General features: G+C 60.0%; 23 protein-coding genes. 9 read left to right on the forward strand and 14 right to left on the reverse strand.

The window, feature by feature from the left end; all coding sequences use genetic code 11:
- Nucleotides 1-16: 16 nt before the first annotated feature.
- The 8 genes from C4K39_RS10985 to C4K39_RS11020 form a co-directional block, all read right to left on the reverse strand.
- Nucleotides 17-2,248, reverse strand: a complete 2,232-nt coding sequence (locus C4K39_RS10985; RefSeq protein ID WP_164487275.1) for an LTA synthase family protein — start codon at nucleotides 2,246-2,248, stop codon at nucleotides 17-19.
- 231 nt (nucleotides 2,249-2,479) lie between these two features.
- The gene (locus C4K39_RS10990; protein ID WP_022641043.1) at nucleotides 2,480-2,920 is read right to left on the reverse strand and encodes a CBS domain-containing protein; all 441 of its coding nucleotides are present in this window, start codon (nucleotides 2,918-2,920) and stop codon (nucleotides 2,480-2,482) included.
- Nucleotides 2,921-3,127: 207 nt separating this feature from the next.
- Entirely contained in the window at nucleotides 3,128-3,652 is a 525-nt protein-coding gene (locus C4K39_RS10995; protein ID WP_068587159.1) for a DUF2867 domain-containing protein, read from the reverse strand.
- Between the two features lie 373 nt (nucleotides 3,653-4,025).
- A complete protein-coding gene (locus C4K39_RS11000) occupies nucleotides 4,026-5,138 on the reverse strand; it encodes a polyamine ABC transporter substrate-binding protein (RefSeq protein ID WP_068587158.1) in 1,113 nt (370 codons plus the stop codon).
- A gap of 60 nt (nucleotides 5,139-5,198) precedes the next feature.
- On the reverse strand, nucleotides 5,199-6,095 hold the full coding sequence (locus C4K39_RS11005) for an ABC transporter permease subunit (protein WP_068587157.1): 897 nt from the start codon (nucleotides 6,093-6,095) through the stop codon (nucleotides 5,199-5,201).
- Entirely contained in the window at nucleotides 6,092-6,973 is an 882-nt protein-coding gene (locus C4K39_RS11010; RefSeq protein WP_164487352.1) for an ABC transporter permease subunit, read from the reverse strand. Before C4K39_RS11010 ends, C4K39_RS11005 begins: the two co-directional genes overlap by 4 nt.
- 41 nt (nucleotides 6,974-7,014) lie before the next feature.
- Nucleotides 7,015-8,157, reverse strand: coding sequence for a polyamine ABC transporter ATP-binding protein (gene potA, locus C4K39_RS11015; protein ID WP_068595531.1), 1,143 nt, complete (start codon nucleotides 8,155-8,157; stop codon nucleotides 7,015-7,017).
- Nucleotides 8,158-8,403: 246 nt separating this feature from the next.
- A complete protein-coding gene (locus C4K39_RS11020) occupies nucleotides 8,404-9,159 on the reverse strand; it encodes a gamma-glutamyl-gamma-aminobutyrate hydrolase family protein (protein ID WP_053136438.1) in 756 nt (251 codons plus the stop codon).
- 266 nt (nucleotides 9,160-9,425) lie between these two features.
- Between C4K39_RS11020 and C4K39_RS11025 the strand changes: the two genes are divergently transcribed.
- The 9 genes from C4K39_RS11025 (at nucleotide 9,426) to C4K39_RS11065 (ending at nucleotide 20,548) form a co-directional block, all read left to right on the forward strand.
- On the forward strand, nucleotides 9,426-10,802 hold the full coding sequence (locus C4K39_RS11025) for a glutamine synthetase family protein (protein ID WP_124346345.1): 1,377 nt from the start codon (nucleotides 9,426-9,428) through the stop codon (nucleotides 10,800-10,802).
- Between the two features lie 33 nt (nucleotides 10,803-10,835).
- Nucleotides 10,836-12,326 carry an aldehyde dehydrogenase gene (locus tag C4K39_RS11030; RefSeq protein WP_124346346.1) on the forward strand — a complete coding sequence of 497 codons (1,491 nt, stop codon included), beginning with the start codon at nucleotides 10,836-10,838 and terminating at the stop codon, nucleotides 12,324-12,326.
- Nucleotides 12,327-12,378: 52 nt separating this feature from the next.
- On the forward strand, nucleotides 12,379-13,659 hold the full coding sequence (locus C4K39_RS11035) for an NAD(P)/FAD-dependent oxidoreductase (protein ID WP_124346347.1): 1,281 nt from the start codon (nucleotides 12,379-12,381) through the stop codon (nucleotides 13,657-13,659).
- Nucleotides 13,660-13,965: 306 nt separating this feature from the next.
- A complete protein-coding gene (locus C4K39_RS11040; RefSeq protein WP_068587148.1) occupies nucleotides 13,966-14,514 on the forward strand; it encodes a cupin domain-containing protein in 549 nt (182 codons plus the stop codon).
- 536 nt (nucleotides 14,515-15,050) lie between these two features.
- Nucleotides 15,051-16,034, forward strand: a complete 984-nt coding sequence (locus tag C4K39_RS11045) for a DUF1852 domain-containing protein (protein WP_124346348.1) — start codon at nucleotides 15,051-15,053, stop codon at nucleotides 16,032-16,034.
- A gap of 26 nt (nucleotides 16,035-16,060) precedes the next feature.
- Complete coding sequence (locus tag C4K39_RS11050) at nucleotides 16,061-17,089, forward strand: methionine synthase (RefSeq protein WP_124346349.1); 1,029 nt, start codon at nucleotides 16,061-16,063, stop codon at nucleotides 17,087-17,089.
- 107 nt (nucleotides 17,090-17,196) lie between these two features.
- Complete coding sequence (locus tag C4K39_RS11055; protein WP_124346350.1) at nucleotides 17,197-17,706, forward strand: flavin reductase family protein; 510 nt, start codon at nucleotides 17,197-17,199, stop codon at nucleotides 17,704-17,706.
- 115 nt (nucleotides 17,707-17,821) lie between these two features.
- Nucleotides 17,822-18,475: an epoxyqueuosine reductase QueH gene (locus C4K39_RS11060; protein WP_124346351.1), complete on the forward strand. Its 654-nt coding sequence runs from the start codon at nucleotides 17,822-17,824 to the stop codon at nucleotides 18,473-18,475.
- Between the two features lie 819 nt (nucleotides 18,476-19,294).
- The gene (locus tag C4K39_RS11065) at nucleotides 19,295-20,548 is read left to right on the forward strand and encodes an MFS transporter (RefSeq protein ID WP_124346352.1); all 1,254 of its coding nucleotides are present in this window, start codon (nucleotides 19,295-19,297) and stop codon (nucleotides 20,546-20,548) included.
- A 179-nt stretch (nucleotides 20,549-20,727) separates the two neighbouring features.
- On the opposite strand, the gene C4K39_RS11070 is transcribed toward C4K39_RS11065, so the two are convergent.
- The 6 genes from C4K39_RS11070 to C4K39_RS11095 form a co-directional block, all read right to left on the reverse strand.
- Complete coding sequence (locus C4K39_RS11070) at nucleotides 20,728-20,889, reverse strand: DUF2986 domain-containing protein (RefSeq protein WP_068587990.1); 162 nt, start codon at nucleotides 20,887-20,889, stop codon at nucleotides 20,728-20,730.
- 83 nt (nucleotides 20,890-20,972) lie between these two features.
- Complete coding sequence (locus tag C4K39_RS11075; protein WP_124346353.1) at nucleotides 20,973-21,632, reverse strand: hypothetical protein; 660 nt, start codon at nucleotides 21,630-21,632, stop codon at nucleotides 20,973-20,975.
- 258 nt (nucleotides 21,633-21,890) lie between these two features.
- Entirely contained in the window at nucleotides 21,891-22,640 is a 750-nt protein-coding gene (locus C4K39_RS11080; protein ID WP_176719794.1) for an amino acid ABC transporter ATP-binding protein, read from the reverse strand.
- A 14-nt stretch (nucleotides 22,641-22,654) separates the two neighbouring features.
- A complete protein-coding gene (locus C4K39_RS11085; protein ID WP_124346354.1) occupies nucleotides 22,655-23,314 on the reverse strand; it encodes an amino acid ABC transporter permease in 660 nt (219 codons plus the stop codon).
- A gap of 9 nt (nucleotides 23,315-23,323) precedes the next feature.
- Nucleotides 23,324-23,971: an amino acid ABC transporter permease gene (locus C4K39_RS11090; RefSeq protein WP_124346355.1), complete on the reverse strand. Its 648-nt coding sequence runs from the start codon at nucleotides 23,969-23,971 to the stop codon at nucleotides 23,324-23,326.
- 63 nt (nucleotides 23,972-24,034) lie between these two features.
- Entirely contained in the window at nucleotides 24,035-24,823 is a 789-nt protein-coding gene (locus C4K39_RS11095; protein WP_124346356.1) for an ABC transporter substrate-binding protein, read from the reverse strand.
- Nucleotides 24,824-24,958: the final 135 nt, after the last annotated feature.

Raw genomic sequence — 24,958 nt, forward strand, 5'->3', positions numbered from 1 at the left:
CAGGTCCGGCCAGGGGTCAACTGGAGTGTTCGCTGTCGTCGTCCAGGGGCATGTCCGCGCTGCTGTCTTCCTGGCCGGGCACTTCGGTGATCACGCTGAAGTCGCTGACTTCGACGGCGCCCAGGCCGTAGCCCAGCAAGTGGAAGGAGAAGGCCTTGCGGGTCTGTGGGTTGTCGAAGCTGAAATCCATCTGCAGGGGCTGGTCCGGGGTCACCAGCATTTCTTCCGGCAGGCCCAGGGGAACGTCCTGCTCCAGTTCCTTGCCCTTGAGCAGGATGTAGGCGTTCTGCTGCGGGTCGGCCGAGCGTACGGTGAAGCGCACCCGGGTCTGCGAGCCCTTGGGCATCTCCAGGTACTGGGCGCCGATCAGGTTGTCGGCCCAGTCGTCCTTGATCTGCGCTTGCAGCGGAATGATCGCCGGGCTACCGAACTGGTAGTGCTGGTTCAGCGGCGATTGCAACAGGCTGCGGTCCAGGTTCGTGGCCCGGGCGCTGACCAGCCGGGCCCGCTGGCCGCCGTATTGGGTCAGGAAGCTGGCGCTGTCGGCGATGAAGCCGGGGCTGGCGTAGTTGCGGCAGCGCTGCTGGAAATCGCACTCGGTGAAGGTGCCCTGGCCATCGTGGTAGCGCAGCTTGCCGTTGGTATAGGACATGATTTCCCGGCCCTGGGCATAGTCGCGAAACAGCGAGCGACCGCTGAGGCTGGCCGGTACGGGCAGGCCGAAGTAGTCCAGTACCGAGGCACTGAAGTCCACATGACCGTAGGTACCGGACTTGATGTGCGGCAACAGTTGCTGTTCCGGGGCCAGCATCAGGTTGAAGCCCCAGGACGAGGCCAGGCGTACGCCGTCGATGCCGTGGGATTCGTCGGAGGTGATGATCACCAGGGTGTCCTTGAGCACGCCCTTGCGCTCCAGGCCTTCGAGAAACTGGCCGATGGCATCGTCCAGGTAGCCGACTGCCGCCTGCTTGGGCGTGTCGTAGCGCTCCAGGTAGTCCTCGGGGGCCGAGTAGGGCTGGTGGGTACCGACGGTCAGCAGGGTGAGCATCCAGGGTTTCTGGTTTTTCTTCAGTTGCTCGACATAGCCCAGGGCGCCCTCGAAGAAGGCCTTGTCATCCTTGCCCCAGGGGAATTCCAGGTAGTTGGCGTTGCTGAACCATTCCAGGCCATGGGTCGCATCGAAGCCGATGTGCGGCATGATCTTGTCTTTGGCCATGAAGCGCAGGCCGGCGCCTTGCAGGTAATGGGTGTCGAAGCCGAACTTGTGCATCTGCGCGGGCAGGCAGGCCTTGTTGCGCTGGCTCTGGGTCAGCATCTCCACGCCCTTTGGGGTGCCGTTGTCGAGCTTGTCGTAGTCGCCGCAGAGCATGGCGTACAGCCCGCGGATGGTCTGGTGGCTGTGCAGCACGTAGTCGGGAGTGTTCATCCCGCGCTCGGCCCAGGCACTGAGCTTGGGCATCAGGTCTTCCTGGTAGCGGCTGTGCAGGGCCTCGCGGTTGGTCTTGATGTAGGCACCGGGAATGCCCTCCAGGGCGATCACCAGGACATTGCGGGCGCGTCCGGCGCTGGGCAGCAGTGGCTGGCCCTCCAGGTCCAGGCGAGTGAGGCCGGCCATTTGCGGTGGTACGTCGGCGATATCGCCGTCGAGCCAGTCTTCCACGCGGATTTGCGCCTGGCCCACGGCGGTGGCCAGCGCCTGGTGCGGCAGGTTGAATAGCTGCCACTGGTCGGCCTCGCTGGGCTTGAAGTACTGGGTACTGCCATGGGCCAGCAACAGCACCACCGGCAAGCTCCAGCTATAGCGTGGCAGGGCTGGCAACGCCACGGCGCGGCTGCTGCGTTGCACCAGCAGCCACAGCGCCAGCCCCAGCAGCAGCGCCAGGCCCAGCTCGGGATGGGTCAGGCCGCCGCCCGTGGAGTTCTCGACGAATTGCGGGTCCACCAGGTAATGCAGGTCGGCGAGGTTGGGCATGCGGCCCACGGCGCTGACCAGTTCGGCGCTGACCTGGGTCAGCAGGGCCCAGATCAGCAGCACGGGCAACGCCAGCCACCAGGGGCGGCGATACAGCAGGACGGTCAACAGGCTGGCACTGGCCAGGTCGGAGACATAACCCAGCGGGGTGGACCAGCCCAGGGCCAGGCGAGCCCCCATGGGGACCAGCAGCAACAGGCCGAAGAGGGTGCACAGGGGTGCAAGGGGGTGTTGTAGGCAACGACGGATCAACTTCACAAATAACCTGCCTGTCATTAAAGCTTCACGCAAATGTGCGCAATGGTAACAAGACCCGGCGGCTAGTCGTTTCTTAAATTGGCGACGCAGTGGCGCTTCATGGGTCGCTTCGAGGCGCCCCATTACGTCATTGCGCGGTTGCAGGGCCCTGGTCCAGGCGCTTGGGGCGCCCGCAGGGAGGAGAGGGCTGGTGCGGATTTACTATTTCAGAGTGTTAAAAAGGAGCCGTGGACCGGCTCCCCAGGGGCATCACTCGCCGCGGATGTATTGCTCCAGCTGGCGGATCAGGTCGGCCTGTTCGGCGATCGCCTCCTTGACCAGGTCGCCGATGGACAGCAGGCCCAGCAACTGGCCGTTCTCCACCACGGGCAGGTGGCGCAGGTGGTTGTCGGTCATGATGCTCATGCAGGTCTCGACATTCTGGTGCGAGTCTACGGTGATCACCGGCGAGCTCATGATGGCGCTCACCGGCGTGCCCACCGAGGAGCGGCCGTGCAGCACCAGCTTGCGCGCATAGTCGCGTTCGCTGATGACGCCGACCACTGCGCCGTTTTCCAGGACCGGCAAGGCGCCGACGTTTTTCTCGGCCATCAGCATCAGGGCTTCCAGCACCATCTGCTGCGGGGCGATGGTGTGCACTTGCTGGTGGTGCTTGGCCTTGAGTTTCAGCAGTTCTGCGACGCTCTTCATTGGGGCGCTCCGGTGGTTCTGCAGGGGGCGGCGCCGGCCGCCCCAAGGTGGGTTTCTACAGAATCGTAGAGACTGGGCCGGCCGGCAAGGCTGAAAGCGGCAGATAGACGGCGAAAAACGTCAATCGGCAGGAATTTTTGCAGGCTTGCTGGGGAAAACCCCTGCCTGATGGCGGCCATGGCCCCCAAAGGACTTGGGTGTCGCGGCTCAATGACGGTTGATATTGGCCAGGGTCATGGGCGCGATGATCCGGTGGAAGGGCGCCACCGGCAACATGTACAGGCGTCCCAGGAGGTTGTGCGGGTGCACCACGGTGGACAGCACCACCGGGCGTTGCCCATCGTCGTTCAGGGGCAGGCGATTCAGGGACAGGTACACGTCCAGGTGCTTGTCGCGGTCCACCACCAGTACTTCGTCGGGCGCCTGGGACACTAGGGTGAAGATGCCGACCCGCTGGTCCGGCTGGTAGTCCTCATCGGCCCGCGCCAGATCGATGCGGGTCAGGCGGCCCAGGTCCTTGAGGCCGAACAGCTGCACCACGCGATTACGCAGGGCCATCATCCGGTCGATCCAGGCCGGGGTCTGGCTCATCAGCAACAGCAGGTGGCGCATGGCGCTGCGTTCGGGATCGTTGGCCAGCACCTGGCGGCAATCGACGAAGCTCGCCCCGACGGCCAGGTTGGCGATGCTGGATGGGCTGGGCACTGGGCAAGGTTGGACGGTGGCGTGCATCGATACGGTTCCCTGTAAGAAATGGCGGCACCTGCTGGCGCGCGGCAAAAATACCATTGTGCTGTGGCCGCTGCCGAGCTTGCGAGGTTGCGACAAGGTCCGAAGGACCTTCAGCGCCGTCAAGTCCCGGCGGCCGCTGTGCGCCCGTACGCAGCCTGCGGCAGCGGCTACACGAGGCGACCATTGCGTCCACCAGGTGGGCAGTAGCTATGCGCAGAAGGTGGCAGGCACCTTGAAAAAAGGCGCCCGCAGGCGCCAAGGATTCACCCCAACCGAGGGAGCCGGGTGAAGCCGTTCGCAGGAGTGTCGCGGTGGTAAGGCGCGACGTGAACGGAAGAGGGAGGGCGCCGGCGGGAGCACGGGCGCCGGAACATCACTTGCCCAGCTTGATCCGGGTCCAGCCGCGGTTCATCACGCGCTGGATCGGGATCGGCTGGTCGGGCACCGCATACAGGGTGGCCAGCACGTCCTGGGGCGGGTAGGAGGCCGGATCGTTGCGGATCGCCTCGTCCACCAGCGGCGTGGCGGCGGCATTGGCGTTGCTGTAGCCCAGGCTGTTGGTGACCTCGGCGATGATGTCCGCGCGCATCAGGAAGTTCATGAACAGGTAGGCGTTGTCGACGTTGGTGGCGTCCTTGGGAATCGCCATCATGTCGTAGAAACTGCCGGCGCCTTCCTTGGGAATGCTGAACGCGACTTTCTCCTTGTTGCCCGCTTCTTCGGCGCGCGAGCGAGCCTGCAGCACGTCGCCGGAGTAACCCACGGCCACGCAGATGTTGCCGTTGGCCAGGTCCGAGATGTACTTGGAGGAATGGAAGTAGGTCACCGACGGGCGGATCTTCATGAACAGCGCCTCGGCCTCGAGGATCTGCGCCTTGTCCTTGCTGGCTGCCGGGTAGCCCAGGTAGTGCAGGGCGGCCGGGAGCATCTCGGTGGGCGAGTCGAGGAAGCTGATGCCGCAGGCCTTGAGCTTCTCGGCATTCTCGGGCTTGAACAGCAGGTCCCAGGAGTTGACCGGTGCGTCGCTGCCCAGGGCCGCCTTGACCTTGTCCGGGTTGTAGCCGATGCCGATCGAACCCCACATGTAGGGGAAGGCATGGGCATTGCCCGGGTCGCTGGCGGAGGCATTCTTGAGCAGCACCGGGTTGAGGTTCTGCCAGTTGGGCAGCTTGGACTTGTCCAGTTCCTGGTAGACCCCGGCCTTGATCTGCTTGGCCAGGAAGCTGTTGGACGGTACTACGATGTCGTAGCCCGACTTGCCGGTCAGCAGTCGCGCCTCCAGGGTCTCGTTGCTGTCGAAGACGTCGTAGGTCACGTGGATGCCGGTCTCGGCCTCGAACTTCTTCAGGGTGTCCGGGGCGATGTAGTCCGACCAGTTATAGACGCGCAGCACTTTGTCGCCAGCTTGGGCGCCGGCGACCAGGGCACCGGTCAGGGACAGTGTCAGCAGCAGTTTGGCGGACAATATCCTGCCAGGCATTTTCATCACGACAACTCCATTCTTATTGTCAAAACGGCCGCCTGGGCGGCCTTGTCACACAAGGGTTCAAGCCGTTGCCGGCTCCCGCTTGGCCTGGGGCCTGGCGGGTGTGGGGTTCCACGCTTCGTTGGCTGTGAACTCCATGGCCTCCTGGATCGCCCGCTTGCGGGCTTCCTCGGCGCGTCGGCCGAAGTACCAGACCAGGAAGGTCACCAGCGATACCGCCAGCAAAATCAGGCTGGCCACCGCGTTGATCTCCGGCTTGACCCCCAGGCGCACCGCCGAGAAGACCTCCATCGGCAAGGTGGTGGAGCCCGGGCCGGACACGAAGCTGGCCAGCACCAGGTCGTCCAGCGACAGGGCGAAGGACATCATGCCGCCCGCCGCCAGGGAGGGGGCGATCATCGGGATGGTAATCAGGAAGAACACCTTGAAGGGCCGCGCTCCCAAGTCCATGGCCGCTTCTTCGATGGACAGGTCCAGTTCACGCAGGCGCGCGGAGACTACCACGGCTACGTACGCTGCGCAGAATGTCGTGTGGGCGATCCAGATGGTGGCGATCCCACGCTCCATGGGCCAGCCGATCAATTGCGCCATGGCCACGAACAGCAGCAACAGCGACAGGCCGGTGATCACCTCGGGCATCACCAGCGGCGCGGTGACCAGGCCGCCGAACAGGGTGCGCCCCTTGAAGCGGGTGACCCGGGTCAGCACGAAGGCCGCCAGGGTACCCAGGGCCACCGCAGCAATGGCGGTATAGCAGGCAATTTCCAGGGAGCGCAGCACCGAGCCCATCAGTTGCTGGTTGTCCAGCAGGCCCACGTACCACTTCACCGACCAGCCGCCCCAGACCGTCACCAGCTTGGAGGCGTTGAACGAGTAGATCACCAGGATCAGCATCGGCAGGTAGATGAACGACAAGCCGAGCACCAGCATCAGTTTGGAAAATTCGAAGCGTTTCATGCCCGTCCCTCCATCTCTTTGGCCTGGCTACGGTTGAACAGCAGGATCGGCACGATCAGGATCGCCAGCATCACCACCGCCAGGGCCGAGGCCACCGGCCAGTCACGGTTGTTGAAGAACTCCTGCCACAGCACGCGGCCGATCATCAGGGTTTCCGGGCCGCCCAGCAGTTCGGGGATCACGAACTCGCCCACCACCGGGATGAACACCAGCATGCAACCGGCGATGATGCCGTTCTTGGCCAGGGGCACGGTGATCTTCCAGAAGCTGTTGAAGTTGCTCGAACCCAGGTCGGCGGCGGCTTCCAGCAGGCTCTGGTCATGCTTGACCAGGTTGGCGTACAGCGGCAGCACCATGAACGGCAGGTAGGCGTAGACCACGCCGATGTACACCGCGAGGTTGGTGTTGAGGATCTCCAGCGGCTGGCTGATCAGCCCGGTCCACAGCAGGAAGCTGTTGAGCAGGCCGTTGTTGCTGAGGATGCCCATCCAGGCATAGACGCGGATCAGGATCGCGGTCCAGGTCGGCATCATGATCAGCAGCACCAGCACGTTCTGGGTTTCCTTGCTGGCCCGGGAGATGGCGTAGGCCATGGGGAACCCCACCGCCAGGCACAGCAGGGTGCTGATCAGCGCCACCTTCAGCGAGCCCAGGTAGGCCGAGAGGTACAGCTCGTCGCCGGCGAGCATGGCGTAGTTGCCCAGGTTCAACAGCAGCTGGAACTTCTGTTCGGCGTAGGCATAGATCTCGGTGTAGGGCGGGATCGCCAGGGCCGCTTCGGAGAAGCTGATCTTCATCACCAGGAAGAACGGCAGCATGAAGAACAGGAACAGCCAGAGGAAGGGGATGCCGATCACCAGCTTGCGGCCAGAGGGCAACATGCGCAGCAGTTTGCGGTCCAGGGTCATGGTCGAGGTCCTCATGCGCGCAGTACCACGCCGCTGTCGTCTTCCCACCAGACGTAGACCTCGTCATCCCAGGTCGGCCGGGCGCCACGGCGCTCGGCGTTGGCCATGAACGACTGGACGATCTTGCCGCCGGGCAGCTCGACGTAGAACACCGAGTGGCCGCCCAGGTAGGCGATGTCGTGGACCTTGCCCCGGGACCAGTTGTAGCGCGACTCCGGCTTGAGGGTGGTGACCAGCATCTTCTCCGGGCGGATGGCGTAGGTCACCGACTTGTCCTGGACCGAGGTACTGACCCCATGGCCGACGTAGATCTGCTGCGCCAGGTCCGGGCAGTCGATGATGGCGTAGCCTTCCAGGTCTTCGGTGACGGTGCCTTCGAAGGCGTTGACGTTGCCGATGAACTCGCACACCAGGCGGCTCACCGGGGCCTCGTAGATGTCCACCGGGCTGCCGGTCTGGGCGATCCAGCCCAGGTGCATGATGGCGATGCGCTGGGCCATGGTCATGGCCTCTTCCTGGTCGTGGGTCACCATCACGCAGGTCACCCCCACGCGCTCGATGATCTCCACCAGTTCCAGCTGCATCTGCGAGCGCAGCTTCTTGTCCAGGGCGCCCATGGGCTCGTCGAGCAGCAGCAGCTTCGGCCGCTTGGCCAGGGAACGGGCCAGGGCCACGCGCTGGCGCTGGCCACCGGACAATTGGTGCGGCTTGCGCTTGGCGTACTGGGTCATGTGCACCAGCTTGAGCATCTCGCCGACCCGGGCGTCGATCTCGTCTGCCGGCAAACGGTCCTGCTTGAGGCCGAAGGCGATGTTCTGGGCCACGGTCATGTGGGGGAACAAGGCATAGGACTGGAACATCATGTTGATCGGTCGTTCGTAGGGCGGCATGTCGGTGATGTCCACGCCATCCAGCAAGATGCGTCCCTCGGTGGGCCGCTCGAACCCGGCGAGCATGCGCAGCAGGGTGGACTTGCCGGAGCCGGAACCGCCCAGCAGGGCGAAGATCTCACCCTGGTGGATCTCCAGGGACACATCGTCCACGGCTACGGTTTCGTCGAACTTCTTGGTCACGCGGTCGATCTTCACCAGAACCTTCTGCGGGCTCGGGTTGCCTTCGAGGGCCTTCCGGTAAGTGCTGGAGGCGTTTGCCATGTGAAACTCCCAACAGATGTCAGCAGCCCGGCCAATTCGGCCCGGCCTAAAGGTTGATTGCCAGCCCGGGGGGGCGGGCTGATTCGGCGCCGCCTCCCTGGCGGCCTGACGCTATTTGTTGTTGTGGTCTTGCCGTTTGTCGCTCACGCCGAATGTCGGGCGCACACAGGCGCGCTCGCCGTGGGGCAGGGCGTGTTGATACGTATGGAAATCTTCAGGGCCGCCTCGACGGCCCGTTGCCAGGGGTCAGCGGCGCTGCGCGGCTCGTTGCCGGCAGGCGTCGCCAAAGGCCTGGAAGATCCGCAGGTAGGCCGGGTTCGACAGCACCTGCCATTCCGGGTGCCACTGCACGCCGAAGGCGAAGGCCTTGCTGTGTTCCACCGATACCGCCTCGATCAGGCCATCTGGCGCCACGGCCTCGACCCGCAGGCCCGGGGCCAGGCGATCGATGCCTTGGCTGTGGATCGAGTTGACCTGGATCTCGCCATCCAGGCCCATGGCCGCGAAGACCCCACCGGGCTGGATCGCCACCGGGTGCGCCGGGGCGTACTGCACTTCGATGCGCGGATCGTCGGCTTCGCGGTGATCGAGAAAGCCCGGCAACTCGTGGACCTTCTGGTGCAGGCTGCCACCGAAGGCCACGTTCATTTCCTGGAAGCCGCGGCAGATACCGAGCACCGGCACGCCGGCGGCGACGGCCGCGCGCAGCAGGGGCAGGGTGGTGGCATCGCGTTGCGGATCATGGGCGGTACCCGGTTCGCTGGGCGGGCCCTGATAGTGGAAGGGTTCGACATTGGATGGCGAGCCGGTGAACAGCAGCCCGTCCAGGTTGTGCAGCAGATCCTGGATATCGACCAGGTCCGCCAGGGAAGGAATGACCAGGGGCAGGCCCTCGGCCGCGACGCTGACCGCACGCAAGTACTTGTCGCCGCTGACGTGGTAGGGATGCAGACCGATCTCTTTGACGCACGCAGTAACGCCGATCAATGGCTTGAATGCCATTTTTATCACCTCGAAATTCACGCTGGAACGAGTTTTTCCAGAGCTTATCCTCGTTGATTTTAATTAACAACTTCCATGTAAAAAATTCTAAACGCATTTCATCTGAAAGCCTTGGGTGACGCAGATGTTGAGGCTTATTTGGTTTTAATGGGGAAAAATAATTAACGAATCGGCACCCTGCAGGGCTATTGACTTCGGTTTTTCTTTCGGATTGACTGCTGGTGCGTCACCGCAGTGAACATAATAATTAACACGATAGGTGCATCATGTCGGTCCCCCCGCGTGCCATTCAGCTCAATGAAGCCAATGCCTTCCTGAAAAAACATCCCGAGGTTCTCTACGTCGATCTGCTGATTGCGGACATGAACGGTGTGGTGCGCGGCAAGCGCATCGAGCGTACCGCCCTGCACAAGGTCTATGAGAAGGGCATCAACCTGCCGGCCTCGCTGTTTGCCCTGGATATCAACGGCTCCACGGTGGAAAGCACCGGCCTGGGCCTGGACATCGGCGACGCCGACCGCATCTGCTACCCGATCCCCGGCACCCTGAGCGTCGAGCCCTGGCAGAAGCGCCCCACCGCGCAGTTGCTGATGACCATGCACGAGATCGAGGGCCAGCCGTTCTTCGCCGACCCGCGCGAAGTGTTGCGCCAGGTGGTGAGCAAGTTCGACGAACTGGGCCTGACCATCTGCGCCGCCTTCGAGCTGGAGTTCTACCTGATCGACCAGGACAACGTGAACGGCCGGCCGCAATCGCCGCGTTCGCCGATCTCCGGCAAGCGCCCGCAATCGACCCAGGTCTACCTGATCGACGATCTGGACGAATACGTCGACTGCCTGCAGGACATCCTCGAAGGCGCGAAAGAGCAGGGCATCCCCGCTGATGCCATCGTCAAGGAAAGCGCCCCGGCGCAGTTCGAGGTCAACCTGCACCATGTGTCCGACCCGATCAAGGCCTGCGACTACGCGGTGCTGCTCAAGCGCCTGGTGAAGAACATCGCCTACGACCATGAGATGGACACCACCTTCATGGCCAAGCCTTACCCGGGCCAGGCGGGCAACGGCCTGCACGTGCACATCTCGATCCTCGACAAGCAGGGCAACAACATCTTCGCCAGCGAAGATCCCGAGACCAATACGGCCCTGCGCCATGCCATCGGCGGCGTACTGGATACCCTGCCGGAGCAGATGGCCTTCCTGTGTCCCAACGTCAACTCCTACCGCCGTTTCGGCGCCCAGTTCTACGTGCCGAACTCGCCGACCTGGGGCATCGACAACCGCACCGTGGCCGTGCGCGTGCCTACCGGTTCGCCGGACGCGGTGCGCATCGAACACCGGGTGGCCGGTGCCGACGCCAACCCCTACCTGCTGATGGCCTCGGTGCTGTCGGGCATCCACCACGGCCTGACCAACCAGATCGAACCCGGCCCGGCCATGGAGGGCAACGCCTACGAGCAGAGCGAGCCTAGCTTGCCGAGCAACCTGCGCGACGCCCTGCGCGTGCTGGACGACAGCGAGGTGATGGCCAAGTACATCGACCCGATGTACATCGACGTGTTCGTGGCTTGCAAGGAAAGCGAGCTGGCGGAGTTCGAGAACTCCATCTCCGACCTGGAATACAACTGGTACCTGCACACGGTCTGACGGCCGTGTGTCTTCGCGCGTTGAGTATTCGCCATGACTAGATCCCGCAGCGATTGGGAGCAGCGCTTCCAATCCCTCACCCTGGAAGGTCGCGCCTTCATCGACGGCCAGTACTGCGCTGCCCAGGGCGGCGCCACTTTCGAATGCCTGAGCCCGGTGGACGGGCGCTTCCTGGCCAATGTCGCCAGTACCGACCAGGCCGATGCCGATCATGCCGTGGCCGTGGCGCGCCAGGCCTTCGCCAGCGGCGTGTGGTCGGGCAAGGCCCCGGCCGAGCGCAAGCGCATCCTGATCCGCTTTGCCGAGCTGATCCTCGAGCACCAGGAAGAACTGGCGCTCCTTGAGACCCTGGACATGGGCAAGCCCATCAGCGATTCCCTGGCCATTGACATCCCGGCCACGGCCAATGCCATCCGCTGGAATGCCGAGGCCATCGACAAGCTCTACGACGAAGTGGCGGCCACGCCCCACGACCAGTTGGGCCTGGTGACCCGCGAGCCTTCGGGGGTGGTGGCGGCCATCGTGCCGTGGAATTTCCCGCTGATCATGGCCAGCTGGAAGTTCGCCCCGGCCCTGGCGGTGGGCAACTCGTTCATCCTCAAGCCTTCGGAAAAGTCGCCGCTGACCGCGATCCGCATCGCCCAGCTGGCCCTGGACGCGGGCATTCCCAAGGGCGTGTTCAACGTCCTGCCGGGCTACGGCCACACCGTGGGCAAGGCCCTGGCCCTGCACATGGACGTGGACGTGCTGGCCTTCACCGGCTCCACCGCGGTGGGCAAGCAACTGCTGCAGTACTCCGGCCAGAGCAACATGAAGCGGGTATGGCTGGAGGCTGGTGGCAAGAGCGCCAACGTGGTGTTCGCCGATGCACCGGACCTGGGCGAAGCGGCCCGAGCGGCGGCTGCGGCGATCGCCTTCAACCAGGGCGAAGTCTGTACTGCCGGCTCGCGGTTGCTGGTGCAGGCGTCGATCCGCGAGCAGTTCCTGCCGTTGCTGGTGGAGGCGCTCAAGGCCTGGCAACCCGGGCATGCGCTGGACCCGGCCAGCCGCGTCGGCGCCGTGGTGGATGAGCGCCAACTGGCTAATGTGCTGCGTTACATCGGCATCGGCCGGGAGCAGGGCGGGCGGCTGTTGGCCGGTGGCGTGCGCACCCTGGAAAGCACCGGCGGCCTGTATGTCGAACCGACCCTCTTCGACGGTGTGACCAACGCCATGACCATCGCCCGCGAGGAGATCTTCGGCCCGGTGCTGGCGGTGATCGAGTTCGACAGCGAGGAACAGGCGCTGCAGATCGCCAACGACAGCATCTTCGGCCTGGCCGCTGCCGTATGGACCCGCGACCTCAGCCGCGCCCATCGCTTCGCCCGGGGCCTGCGCGCCGGCAGCGTATGGGTCAACCAGTACGACGGCGGCGACATGACCGCGCCGTTCGGTGGCTTCAAGCAGTCGGGCAATGGCCGCGACAAGTCGCTGCATGCCTTCGACAAGTACACCGAGCTCAAGGCGACCTGGATCAAGCTCTAAGACCTATAACAACGGCAGGGCGGTCGAGCCGCACCTGCTGGGGAACTATGACATGCAAACCTACGTGAACAGCTATTACGCGGCGACCCGCAACCGGACCGTCGATTACCCCGAGCTCGACCAGTTGGTGGAGTGCGATGTCTGTGTGATCGGCGCCGGCTATACCGGCCTGTCCTCGGCGCTCTTCCTGGCCGAGGCCGGCTACAGCGTCACCGTGCTCGAGTCGGCCAAGGTCGGCTTTGGCGCCAGCGGGCGCAACGGCGGGCAACTGGTCAACTCCTACAGCCGCGATGTGGATGTGATCGAAGAGCGCTACGGGGAAAAAAGCGCCGAGGTGCTCGGCAGCATGATCTTCGAAGGCGCGGATATCATCCGCCAGCGCATCCAGCACTACGATATCCAGTGCGACTACCGTCCTGGTGGCATCTTCGCCGCCCTGAACCCCAAGCAGCTCAAGGGCCTGGCCGAGCAGAAGCGTAACTGGGAACGGCTGGGCAACCACAACCTCAAGCTGCTGGACAAGGCGCAGATCGACCACGAAGTCGGTACCCGCAACTACGTCGGCGGCTTGCTGGACATGCAGGGCGGGCATATCCACCCGCTGAACCTGGCCCTGGGCGAGGCCAATGCCATCGTCGGCCTGGGCGGCAAGATCTTCGAGCAGTCGGCGGCCCTGGAAATCACCTACGGCGAGCCCAACGTGGTGCGCACTGCCAAGGGCGTGGTCCGCGCCAAGTACCTGCTGATCGCCGGCAACGCCTACCTGCAGCAGGACCTGGACCCACGGGTGACCCGCAAGAGCATGCCCTGCGGTTCGCAGATCGTCGTCACCGAGCAGTTGCCGGAACCACTGGCCCGCAGCCTGATCACCAACAACTATTGCGTGGAAGACTGCAACTACCTGCTGGACTACTTCCGTCTCACCGGTGACAACCGCCTGCTCTACGGTGGCGGGGTGGTCTACGGTGCCCGCGAGCCCAACGACATCGAGCAACTGATCCGGCCGAAGATCCTCAAGACCTTCCCCCAGCTCAAGGACGTGAAGATCGACTACCGCTGGACCGGCAACTTCCTGCTGACCATGTCGCGCATGCCGCAATTTGGCCGGATCGAGAAGAACGCCTACTACATGCAAGGCTACAGCGGCCATGGCGTGACCTGCTCGCACCTGGCCGGCAAGCTGATCGCCGAGATGATTCGTGGCGATGCCGAGCGCTTCAACGCCTTCGCCTCGCTGCCACACATGCCGATGATCGGCGGCCGCACCTTCCAGGCGCCGCTGACCGCCATGGGCGCTGCCTATTACGCCCTGCGTGACCGTTTTGGTATCTAATCCGAAAGGACGCCCGCGCTCCTGTTCTATGTAGGAGCGCAGCTTGCTCGCGATGAACGATGACAGGGTTTGCCAGGCACCACGGGCCCACAGGCTTGGCGCCCGCTTCGCGGTCGGGCGCAGAACCTCCCAGGGCCCGCAATACCACCGTAAAATCCCCGCAAACCCCTTGTCGCCAGCCTTTACAGCACCGCCGTCAAACATGTTTAAATAGCCGCCTTTTCCGGCTCCCGAGGCAGCCAGATCGCGATTTTCGCGACCCAACCGCCACACGATACCCTCCAGTTCCTCTCACATAAGGCTGTTATGGACACGGGCACCCGACTCAAACTCGTTCGCGAAAGCTACAACCTCTCCCAGCGCGAGCTGGCCCGGCGTAGCGGCGTTACCAATGCCACCATCTCCCTGATCGAACAGAATCGCGTCAGCCCCTCCGTCAGTTCCCTGAAAAAGCTGCTGGAGGGCATTCCCATGTCCCTGGCCGACTTCTTCACCTTCGACCAGCCGCCCCGTGAGCACCAATACGTATTCCGTGCCAACGAACAGCCGGATCTGGGTCGTGACGGCCTGCGCCTGTTGATGGTCGGCGCGCCCCTGGCCAACCGGCAGATGCGTTTTCTGCGTGAGCAGTACGCCCCGGGTGCCAGCTCCGGCGAGGAGCCAATCGTGCATAGCGAAGGCGAGGAGTGCGGCCTGGTAATCCGTGGCACCGTGGAGCTGACGGTGGATGGCCAGGTGAGCGTGCTCAATCCGGGGGATGGCTATTACTTCCCCACCACCTTGCCCCACAGCTTTCGCAATATTGGCCAGGATGAGGCCGAGATCATCAGTGCCAACACCCCGGCGAACTTCTAAGCGGCCAGGGCACTGATTCAGCGATATCTGCTGTAACCCTGATCGAGCCTGCGCCTGTCGCAGGCTTTTTTATGCCCGGCCAAGCCACCAGGCGAGTGCCGTTGCAGGGTTCGAAGAGGGCAGGGCTCAGGTAGCGGTCCTGGGGCATCGCATGGACCTGGGCAAACGTGCACAGGCAGGCTGCCCCCGGCCGGCATCCTCCAGCCTTCCAGCTCGTCATCAGGTGATGCTGTCGGCTTATCCCGATCCCTGGGGTTGCCAACGCAATGGCGATGCTCGGTGTTGGGGCGACTCAATCAATGTGCGGGCCAGGAACTTTTATAGTTGGCTGCAGAACACATTATGAAGATGGCTAAAGATTGATTGAAATCAATTCATTTTCACTCGATCAATGAGTCTGCATAAAATACATGCAAGTTTTAAGCATTACAAAGATTATCAAGGAATTATTAAGCAAGGCCAGAAGGTCAATTGGAATAAGTTAAGGTTCAGTTGATGAGTTATGGTTTTCTTAAGACTCAGGGTGCCGGATTGAAATGAGCAGCGAATTTTTATTCTCAATTAAAAGTATTTGTTTTGATGAGGACTATCAGCCCTCCGAAAATACGCGAATCACTACCAATTTCGCTAACCTGGCCAGGGGCAAGAGTCGCCAGGAAAATTTGCGCAATACGCTGAGGATGATCGATAACCGTTTCAATGCCTTGGCACATTGGGATAATCCCAAAGGTGATCGTTACGCTGTAGAGCTTGATATCATTTCAGTTGAGATGAAACTGGGTGTTGAAAGTGGCGGTGACTCCCTGCCGCTGATTGAAATATTGAAAACCAATATTCTTGATCGAAAGACCAATGTGCGTATTGAGGGTATTGTTGGAAATAACTTCTCGTCTTATGTGCGGGATTACGATTTTAGTGTGCTGTTGCTGGGGCACAATAATGGTCGGGCAGGCTTTAGTACTCCAGAGAACTTTGGTGACTTGCATGGCAATCTCTTCAAGTGTTTTGTGAATTCTAGCGAGTACAAGGAGCACTTTAGTAAGCCTCCGGTTATATGCCTAAGTGTTTCGAGTAGCAGGACCTATCATCGGACTGAAAATAACCATCCTGTATTGGGTGTTGAATATCAGCAGGATGAGTATTCCTTGACTGATGAATACTTCAGTAAGATGGGCTTGAAGGTTCGCTATTTCATGCCGCCCAATAGTGCTGCGCCTTTGGCCTTTTATTTTTCAGGCGATTTGCTTGATGACTACACCAATCTCGAACTTATCAGCACCATCAGCACAATGGATACCTTTCAAAAGATCTATCGGCCTGAAATCTACAATGCAAATTCCGCGGCAGGAAAGTCCTATCAGCCAAGCCTGAAGAATCAGGACTATTCGTTGACCCGCATTGTTTATGATCGAGAAGAGCGCAGTCGGCTAGCTATTGAGCAGGGGCAATTTGTTGAAGAACACTTTATCAAGCCGTACCAAACCATTCTTGAGCAGTGGTCTGCAAGTTACGCCCTTTGACTGATAAAAATACAAGGTTATCTACTGTGAAGAAATTGCTACCTACCTCAACCGCTGGCAGCCTGCCAAAACCGTCTTGGCTTGCCCAGCCGGAAACACTTTGGTCGCCTTGGAAGTTACAAGATGAAGAATTGACCGAAGGTAAGCACGATGCTTTGCGCCTGTCATTGCAAGAGCAGCAGCAGGCAGGCATTGATATCGTCAGTGATGGTGAACAAACCCGTCAGCACTTCGTCACCACCTTTATTGAGCATCTGGACGGTGTCGATTTCGAGAAGCGCGAAACCGTCAGGATTCGTGATCGCTATGACGCCAGCGTTCCGACGGTCGTGGGTGCGGTCACTCGCCAAAAACCCGTATTTGTCGAAGATGCCAAGTTCTTGCGCCAGCAAACCAAGCAACCCATAAAGTGGGCCCTGCCAGGCCCGATGACGATGATCGATACGCTTTATGACAGCCACTATAAAAGCCGCGAGAAACTGGCTTGGGAGTTCGCCAAGATCCTCAATCAAGAGGCCAGGGAGCTGGAGGCTGCTGGCGTCGATATCATCCAGTTCGACGAGCCTGCGTTCAATGTCTTCTTCGACGAGGTGAACGAGTGGGGCGTTGCCACATTAGAGCGGGCTATTGAAGGCCTCAAATGTGAAACAGCGGTACATATCTGCTATGGCTATGGCATAAAAGCCAATACAGACTGGAAAAAGACGCTGGGGTCAGAGTGGCGGCAATATGAAGAAGCCTTCCCCAAGCTGCAGAAATCCAGCATCGATATAGTCTCGCTGGAGTGCCATAACTCCCATGTGCCAATGGACCTCATTGAGCTCATTCGCGGTAAAAAAGTGATGGTAGGTGCCATCGATGTCGCATCCAACGCTATTGAAACTCCAGAAGAAGTAGCCAATACCCTGAGAAAAGCACTGCAATTCGTCGATGCTGACAAGCTCTATCCTTGCACCAACTGCGGCATGGCGCCTTTATCTCGTGGCGTAGCAAGAGGCAAGCTGAATGCTCTGAGTGCAGGCGCGGAAATCGTCCGTAGGGAACTCTCGAACTAGGGCTGAGCTAATGCCGGAAGGAGTGCTCGAGGGGGAGGTTTAGCGGCTGCAAGCCACTTCAGCCCTCCTTGGCACTTTTGAGCTGCACCCAATATTTAGGACCTGCTATGCCATTCCCCAGTACTGCTATCGAGCCACTGAGCTTTCGCGAGGCGCTCGGGCACTACGCATCCGGTATCACGGTAATTACCTCCCACATCGATGGCGAGCCGATTGGTTTCACATGCCAGTCGTTCTACAGCGTATCGATGAGTCCGCCGCTGGTGTCATTCAGCGTCATGTCCAACTCGGCCAGCTACCCAAAAATTCGCCAGGCCGGTCGGTTCGTCGTCAATATCCTCTCAGGTGAACAGGTCAATATTTCCAACCAGTTCGCTCGCCGTGGCACGGACAAATGGCGTGGAGTCCAATGGCAGGAGTCACCGCTGGGCAACCCCATCATTGCCGGCAGCCTGCACTGGCTCGATTGTGAAATTCATGCCGAACACGCTGCAGGCGATCACTTGATTGTGATTGGTGAAGTAAAGGCCTTGAACCTGCAAGAAGCTGCCGCCACGCAGCCATTGCTGTACTTCAAGGGGCAATATTGCAACATCGCCACGCATGACACGCTTTGAGCATTGACCCGCGCGGCCCTCTCAATACCTCTAGCGATGTTTGCCCACAGGTTGCCGGAGCACATCATCGTGTTCTGGTTTTTTCATCTGGGCCAATGTATCCAGGACACCTCTAATGCCAGACTTCAAAAGGCCTCAGTTGAGCCTTCCCAATGGTGCGCAGAAGTTGCTGTTGCACTCTTGCTGCGCTCCCTGTTCGGGAGAGGTGATGGAGGCGATCACCGCCTCGGGCATCGACTACACCATCTTCTTCTATAACCCGAACATTCATCCTGAACGGGAATACCTATTGCGCAAGGACGAAAACATTCGCTTTGCCGAAGACCACAACGTGCCGTTCATCGATGCCGACTACGACAAAGACAGCTGGTTCGAACGCGCCAAAGGCATGGAACATGAACCCGAGCGTGGCGTGCGCTGCACCATGTGCTTCGACATGCGCTTCGAACGCACTGCGCTCTACGCCTATGAAAACAACTTCAGTGTGATTTCCAGTTCCTTGGGTATCTCGCGCTGGAAAGACATGAAGCAAATCACCGATAGCGGCATCCGCAGCGCGCAAAAGTACCCGGGGATCACCTATTGGGATTACAACTGGCGCAAGGGCGGCGGCTCGGCGCGGATGGTCGAAATCAGTAAGCGCGAACGTTTCTACCAGCAAGAGTACTGTGGTTGCATCTACTCACTGCGCGACACCAACCACCACCGCAAGGACCAGGGACGAGACATCATCCGCATTGGCGTCAAGTACTACGGGGACGATGAGTGATCGAGCCTTCGTTTACGTCGCGAAGCTTGTTCCCAAGCCTTCAGAAGTCGGAACAGCAAGGCATCTGGTTGGGGTATCAGGCGGCCCGTCCGGTTGACCCCGACAGTTGCGGGGTAGCCCAGCGGCAAAGCTGGTGATGGACTTGCGTCAGTGACGCCTGAGTCACTGGGCTACTTTGCAGAGGGGAGGTGATCTTAGAGTTTTAGAGTGAAGCGATCTGGCCTTAATCTACTCAAGGGGAAAATTTTTAATTGCGTGTTTATGTCCATCTCGATGTTTTCCTTTGCCTGGGCAGTGCTGCAATAGCATTTCAGGTTGTTCATCGTAGATGGATGGCCGATATGGATATTGAGTATAAGCATGAAATTTTTCGATCCTTGAAGATTTTCCTCGATCCATGCAATAGTCCGCTGCGTTTCACCAAGCCAACTGCAAGATCCTGAATATGTTCATGGTGTTTCTACTGGATATGTCGGGTAGACGTTTTCTAAGCGTCTAATTGATTCGTTGGCGCTTTAGGTCTCTCAAGAGATAAGTTGTTCCGGGCGCATGTTTCTTGGTCATCGCCAGATTCTGGGGGTGTAAAAATATTGAAGTATTGGCGATGCCTGGAGAGTGGCGCGAAATTTCAAATATGCGAAGTTGGCATTGATGGAAGACGCAAGATATATAAAAAACCAAGGAGAATTATTTTAATACTCTGCTGTTGGTTTTTGTGGTTTCAATGTCAAGCCATTTCATAGCGGGATAATCATGGCGCATGAGGTCTGCAGCGGAAAATGGCTGTTGTAGACCTCATGTGGGGAAAGGATATATGGCTTGAACATTTTCCGAACATACCTTTGTCTTGAAGCATTGATATGGATATACCTCGGCTGCTGGAACGCGACGGTACCTCTTATCATCGTGCAGCGGGGAGGCCTGCTTGAACTGGCGACCTATGAAACAGTTCTTGCCGTCGCTGCCGTCATTTCCATACTGTTTTTAGCCCCCCGTGTCGAGGGCATGCGGCGAGGTACCGCGCTCAAAGCCGGTTGCACGATAATTCTGTTGACGGGCATCCTTCGTTACTTTTCTGTTTCTGTTTCATATTCGATCGAGGCTTTAACGATAATTGATATTTTTGCCGTATCAGCCTTTGGTGTTGTCCAGTCGCTCTTTGGTATATATCCGGCTGAAACAGTAGAGAAGCATCGTATAGAGTATGCATTTCGCATCCGCCGTATTGTTGTCACTATCAGTCGGGTAGTCGGGCCGTTGTTGGCAGGGGCTGCTATTGGCATTATTTCGTCGCAAGCTGCCCTGCTTTTTTCCTCAGTGCTGGGTATGGTGGCCCTGGCTTTTGCACTTATGTTGCCCAATGGTGTGGAGCCAAATATGACGCGGGTAAAATCATCTATCGAGCGCGTCCAGGACATGTTTTTAGGTATCAAACTAAAACTCATTCTTCCGCCGGAACGGTTCTTGACTCTATCTGGTCTCTTACTCTGCCTGGCCATTAGCGCTACGTTGCCCATGCTGGTTCCGAACCAGATCCATGCACATGATCTTGCTGAAAGCAGTGTCGGTCTATTCAACGCTATATTTGCAGGGGGATCTGTCGCGGGGCTGTTTTGGCTTAGTCCTTTTATTGCCGGAAAAAAGCATCAGCGCAATAGGTACCTTGCGCTTTGGGCACTGCTGACTGCTTCTCTCAGTGCTTCAGCTCTTTCGGTAGAGGTTTGGCAGTTGGCTCTGTGCCTCTTTGTTGCAGGGGCTAGTAGTGCATCTATTGCTCTTGTCGGGATGGATAAAAGAACCGTTTCAGTGCCTCCTGGAGTTCGCATCCGATTGACGGCAGCCACTCTTGTTATCAATCAGCTTGCGAACTCGGCTTCCTATATGCTCATGGGATCTGCAGTAACGCAGTTTGGTATCGGTGGTTTGCTATGGGCATATGGGATGATCTTCACGGTTGTCTTGTTGTCCTGCGTACTTGCAAGGTCGGTTTGGGGGTTTCTGGAAGATGCCGCGGATGCGGAGCTTTACTATAAAGACAATCACCCCAAGCTGGATTCCGCCATGCGCGTTTGAAGCCAGACTCGCAAGGGAGCCAGCATTGCCTGCCTTTGGAAGAGCTTGCGGCGCATAGGGTGCCCCACAGCCAATTTCGGTTGAAGGTGGCTAATCACCAGCGACTGCTTCTCGTCGAACGAGGGCGTTCTTCGGTATCCGTGCCCCTGAGCATGAGCTGCTCCTCCAGGGCATTTCACTCAGCTCTCGGCAGCAGCCTGGGCCTCGCGGGCGGCCTCTTCGGCCAGCTTCAAGCGATCAGCCTTGCAGATGTACTTGGGCTTGTTTTTCGGTGCCAGCTTGGCCTTGGCTTTCTTGGCGTGGGCGTCCAACAGTTGCTTGATTTTCTTGCGACGATTCATCTTTCTCTACCTGGGGGACAAGCGCGCGGATGATATCAGCTTGAACTGGATCCCCGTACGCGCTTGGGTTGCCGCATGTCGTTTCAGCAGCCGGGGCCCTTGAGGCCGGTGCCGATGGTGACCGCGGTGACCTGGACTTTTTCAAAGGCTTTCTGGGCTGCGGCGGTGTATTTCTGGTCGCAGTTGAAGCGCGTCTCCATCACATAGTCGTCGCCCTCGGCCTTTTGCATCTGGGTCGCCCATTGGTCGGCGGCGTTGATCGCGGCATCCGAGACCAGCGTCACTTCCAGCAGCACCTCCTTGAAGTCCACGGCATGGGGACCTTCCCAGTGTGCATAGACCGACGGGTCAGCGGCATTGCCGCACATGCTCAGGCAGTCGGCGCTGTAGCTCAGGCCGCCGCCGGACGAGGCCTCGAAGGCGCCCAGGGTCAGGGGTTGGCCGGGGGCTGGGGCATAGGTGCCGACGAACTGGGTCAGGTCGGCCTGGCATTTGGGGCCCAGCTCCATGCGCAGGGCGCTGACCTTGCCACCCTCTACCGTGGCAGTGATCTGGCAGCCCTGGACCTTGAACACGTGGGCATTACCGTTGGATTCCCGGGGGATTCCGGCGATCGATTCGAAGTAGCGCTGGTTGGTGCCCAGCATGTCGCCGGTGAAGACTTCGGCCACGGAGGCGGCGTGGGCCACGTCGAGAGACAGCGCCAGGGTGGCGGCACAAAGGCTGTAGAGCGCCTTGTTCATGGAAGCATCCTTTCAATTGAGAGACCAAGGCCTGTGGTTATCGGCAGGTGGGTTCGGGTGCGGGAGTTTAGCAGCGTTACTGTTGGCTAGACACGCCAGGGCGTTGCGATCACTCGGTCCGGGGAGATCCTCACAAGATCCTTCACACAGGCGGGCCCCGGTATGAGCCCGATAGGTCTTTTAGATCGGCTGGACCTGCGGGTTATCCAGGCTTTGGTAGGTGCTGTCTTCAGCCTGCCGGTGAAGCGATCGGGCGACCTATCGATCGTGCAGGTGCTTTTTCAAGAACAGGCGAGTCCGTTCATGGGTCGGGTTCTGCAGGATCTCCCGGGGTGTTCCTTCCTCGACCACCACGCCACCGTCCATGAAGATGATCCGGTCGGCGACCTCGCCGGCAAAGCGCATTTCATGGGTGACGATCAGCATGGTCATGTGTTCGGCGGCGAGCTGCTTCATCACCTGGTTGACCTCTTCGACCAGCTCCGGGTCCAGGGCCGAGGTCGCTTCGTCAAACAGCATCACCTTGGGGCGCATGGCCAGCGCCCTGGCGATGGCCACCCGTTGTTTCTGCCCGCCGGACAGGCGCGAGGGGTATTCGTCGAGCTTGTTGGCCAGGCCCACTTTCTCCAGGTACTCCATGGCCAGCTCGCGAGCCAACGGCTTGGTGAGCCCCTTGAGCTTGATCGGGCCGATGGCGATGTTTTCATGCACGGTCAGGTGCGGGAACAGGTTGAAGTGCTGGAACACCATGCCCATCTGCTGGCGCACGCTATTGATGTGCTGCTCGAAGGCTCGGCCTTTCAATGGTCGGTTGACCTGCTCGCCTTCCAGCCAGATCTCGCCGTCGTTAAGTACTTCCAGGTGATTGATCGAACGTAGCAGGGTGCTTTTACCGGAGCCGCTGGGACCGATGATGGCGATGATCTGCCCGCGCGAGACCGACAGGTCGATGCCCTTGAGGACTTCCAGTGCGCCATAGGCCTTGCGTGCCCCCTTGACTTGGATCATGAGCTTTTCTGTGGTCATCGTGACATCTCTACCCGGGTTTCAAGAAGGTGCAGGCCGGCTTCCAGAACAAGATTGACGGCGTAATAGATCACCGCGACGGCCAGATAGAATTCGAATGGACTGTAGGTCTCGCTCACCGCGCGCTGGGCGCTGTAGACCAGTTCGGCAATGCCGATGATGGACACCAGGGACGTGTCCTTGAGCAGCACGATCAGGTTGTTCCCCAAAGGAGCGATGGTGCTGCGCAGGGCTTGCGGGACGGTGATGTAGCGCTGGGTCTGGCTGCGGCTCAGGCCAATGGAGCGCGCGCCTTCGATCTGGCCCGGGTCCACCGACAGTACGCCGGCACGAATGACGTCGGCGTTGTAGACGGCGAAATGCAGGCTCAGGCCGATGATCCCGGCCATCAATGCCGGGATATCGATCCCCACTTGCACCAGGCCGTAGTAGATGAGGTACAGCTGTAGCAGCAGCGGGGTGCCCATGAGCAGCCAGGTCATGAAGCGTATGGGCAGCGATACCAGCCTTGGGGTGTAGAGCACGATCAGGGCGAAGGCGATTCCCGCCAGCAGGCTCAAGGCGCTGGAGCTCAGGAACAGGACGACCGTCCACCACAGTCCGGTCGCCAGCAGTTCGGAATAAGGTGTCACGATACTCAGGTCGAGGCTTGGCATGGAAAAATCTCACTTGGCCGCGAAGCGCTGATCGAGGTGGTCGACCAGCAGCCTCACCGCATAGACCATCACGATGTAAAGCACCGCCGATACCATGAAGATCTCGAAGGGTTTATAGGTCGAGCTGATGAATCGCTGCGCGGTATAGGACAGCTCGACCACGGAGATCGTCGACACCAGTGCCGAGCCCTTGATCAATGCCACGGCATTCACGCCCAGGGGCCGGATCATCAGCTTTGCCGTTTGCGGCAGGGTGATCAGCCAGAGGGTCTGGCCCTTGCTGAAACCAATGGAGCGAGCGGCTTCGACCTGCCCGGGATCGACGTTGGCGATAGCGCCACGAATGGACTCGGCCATGTAGGCCGCGATGTTCAGGCCCAGGCCGAGGACCCCGGCCGAGAACGGCTCCAGCTCCAGGCCGATCTGTGGGCCGCCAAAGTAGATGAGGAACAACTGCACCAGGCAGGGCGTGCCGCGAAACACACTGATGTAGAGCCTGGCCAGGCAGCGCAGGATGAAGCTGCTGCACAGGCGCGCCGCCACCAGGACGATGGAAACCAGCAAGCCCAGCACCAGTGCCAGCAGCGACACTTGCACCGTGGTCCATGCGGCCTCGAGAAAGAACGGCAGCGTACGCTGTATGAGAGTCAGGTCCATGGGAAGGCTCGGAAAAGTCAGGTGGACGGGCTCGACGCCGGGTCGAGCCAGGTGACAAGGGCGTCAGCGAATGTCCTTGCCGATCCACTGCATCGAGATCTTTTCGTAGCTGCCGTCGGCGAGCATGTTGTCCAGCGCCTTCTGCAGCGCCGCCTTGAGCTCGGGGTTGTTCTTGCGCAGCGCGATGCCCATGCCTTCGATGCCGCCATCGCTGTCCGGGGGCGTGATGATGCGTACTTTCTGCCCGGTTTCCTTGACGGCCACCAGCACCGGGACGCTGTCCATCACGATGGCATCGATCCGCCCGGCCTCCAGGTCGACCAGCATCTCGGGAAGGCCCTTGTAGGTCTTCACCTTCAGGTTGCCGCGGGCTCGGGCCCATTTGTCGTGGGCGTCGCCCAGCGTGACGCCGACCGTCACATCCTTGAGCTGGTCCAGGCTGTGGATCGGCGAGTCATCCTTGACCACGATCGTGCGCCCGGCGTGGTAGTAGGGGCCGGCGAAATCCACGGCCTTCAAACGCTCCGGGGTAATGGTCATGGAGGCGATGATGGCGTCGTATTTCTTGGCCAGCAGCCCGGCAATGATCCCGTCGAATGGCGTGGTGATAATGGTTACCTTCACCCCCAGCCGTTCAGCCAGGGCCTCGCTGATGGAGGCATCGAAACCGACGATCTGGTTCTGCTCGTTGGCGAAGCTGAAAGGAGAGTATTGACCGCTCATGGCGATGCGAATCTCTTTGGCTTCCTGGATCGACTTCAGGTCATCGGCCTGGGCGGCAGTGGAACAGAGCAGTGCTGCGGCGGCCATGGTGGATGCAGCAAGCAGGCCTTTGAGCGTTCTGGTCAGCATTGGATGGCACCTTTGAAGAATTATTATTTATTGTTGTTGGGCTCTTCACCCAGGCCACGGAAAAAGCTTTGCATAGGGCACCCCGGAAATCACCAGGCAATGTGTCCGCCTGCCGGACACATTGCCGGAGTTGGC

Origin of the sequence: Pseudomonas sessilinigenes (assembly GCF_003850565.1) — a bacterium.
GTDB lineage: Bacteria > Pseudomonadota > Gammaproteobacteria > Pseudomonadales > Pseudomonadaceae > Aquipseudomonas > Aquipseudomonas sessilinigenes.

What these genes read in the sequence shown, in the direction of transcription:
- C4K39_RS10985 (WP_164487275.1), bottom strand. Translation starts at nt 2,248, where the DNA reads ATGACAGGCAGGTTATTTGTGAAGTTGATCCGTCGTTGCCTACAACAC.
- C4K39_RS10990 (WP_022641043.1), bottom strand. Translation starts at nt 2,920, where the DNA reads ATGAAGAGCGTCGCAGAACTGCTGAAACTCAAGGCCAAGCACCACCAG.
- C4K39_RS10995 (WP_068587159.1), bottom strand. Translation starts at nt 3,652, where the DNA reads ATGCACGCCACCGTCCAACCTTGCCCAGTGCCCAGCCCATCCAGCATC.
- C4K39_RS11000 (WP_068587158.1), bottom strand. Translation starts at nt 5,138, where the DNA reads ATGAAAATGCCTGGCAGGATATTGTCCGCCAAACTGCTGCTGACACTG.
- C4K39_RS11005 (WP_068587157.1), bottom strand. Translation starts at nt 6,095, where the DNA reads ATGAAACGCTTCGAATTTTCCAAACTGATGCTGGTGCTCGGCTTGTCG.
- potA (WP_068595531.1), bottom strand. Translation starts at nt 8,157, where the DNA reads ATGGCAAACGCCTCCAGCACTTACCGGAAGGCCCTCGAAGGCAACCCG.
- C4K39_RS11020 (WP_053136438.1), bottom strand. Translation starts at nt 9,159, where the DNA reads ATGGCATTCAAGCCATTGATCGGCGTTACTGCGTGCGTCAAAGAGATC.
- C4K39_RS11025 (WP_124346345.1), top strand. Translation starts at nt 9,426, where the DNA reads ATGTCGGTCCCCCCGCGTGCCATTCAGCTCAATGAAGCCAATGCCTTC.
- C4K39_RS11030 (WP_124346346.1), top strand. Translation starts at nt 10,836, where the DNA reads ATGACTAGATCCCGCAGCGATTGGGAGCAGCGCTTCCAATCCCTCACC.
- C4K39_RS11035 (WP_124346347.1), top strand. Translation starts at nt 12,379, where the DNA reads ATGCAAACCTACGTGAACAGCTATTACGCGGCGACCCGCAACCGGACC.
- C4K39_RS11040 (WP_068587148.1), top strand. Translation starts at nt 13,966, where the DNA reads ATGGACACGGGCACCCGACTCAAACTCGTTCGCGAAAGCTACAACCTC.
- C4K39_RS11045 (WP_124346348.1), top strand. Translation starts at nt 15,051, where the DNA reads ATGAGCAGCGAATTTTTATTCTCAATTAAAAGTATTTGTTTTGATGAG.
- C4K39_RS11055 (WP_124346350.1), top strand. Translation starts at nt 17,197, where the DNA reads ATGCCATTCCCCAGTACTGCTATCGAGCCACTGAGCTTTCGCGAGGCG.
- C4K39_RS11060 (WP_124346351.1), top strand. Translation starts at nt 17,822, where the DNA reads ATGCCAGACTTCAAAAGGCCTCAGTTGAGCCTTCCCAATGGTGCGCAG.
- C4K39_RS11070 (WP_068587990.1), bottom strand. Translation starts at nt 20,889, where the DNA reads ATGAATCGTCGCAAGAAAATCAAGCAACTGTTGGACGCCCACGCCAAG.
- C4K39_RS11075 (WP_124346353.1), bottom strand. Translation starts at nt 21,632, where the DNA reads ATGAACAAGGCGCTCTACAGCCTTTGTGCCGCCACCCTGGCGCTGTCT.
- C4K39_RS11080 (WP_176719794.1), bottom strand. Translation starts at nt 22,640, where the DNA reads ATGATCCAAGTCAAGGGGGCACGCAAGGCCTATGGCGCACTGGAAGTC.
- C4K39_RS11085 (WP_124346354.1), bottom strand. Translation starts at nt 23,314, where the DNA reads ATGCCAAGCCTCGACCTGAGTATCGTGACACCTTATTCCGAACTGCTG.
- C4K39_RS11090 (WP_124346355.1), bottom strand. Translation starts at nt 23,971, where the DNA reads ATGGACCTGACTCTCATACAGCGTACGCTGCCGTTCTTTCTCGAGGCC.
- C4K39_RS11095 (WP_124346356.1), bottom strand. Translation starts at nt 24,823, where the DNA reads ATGCTGACCAGAACGCTCAAAGGCCTGCTTGCTGCATCCACCATGGCC.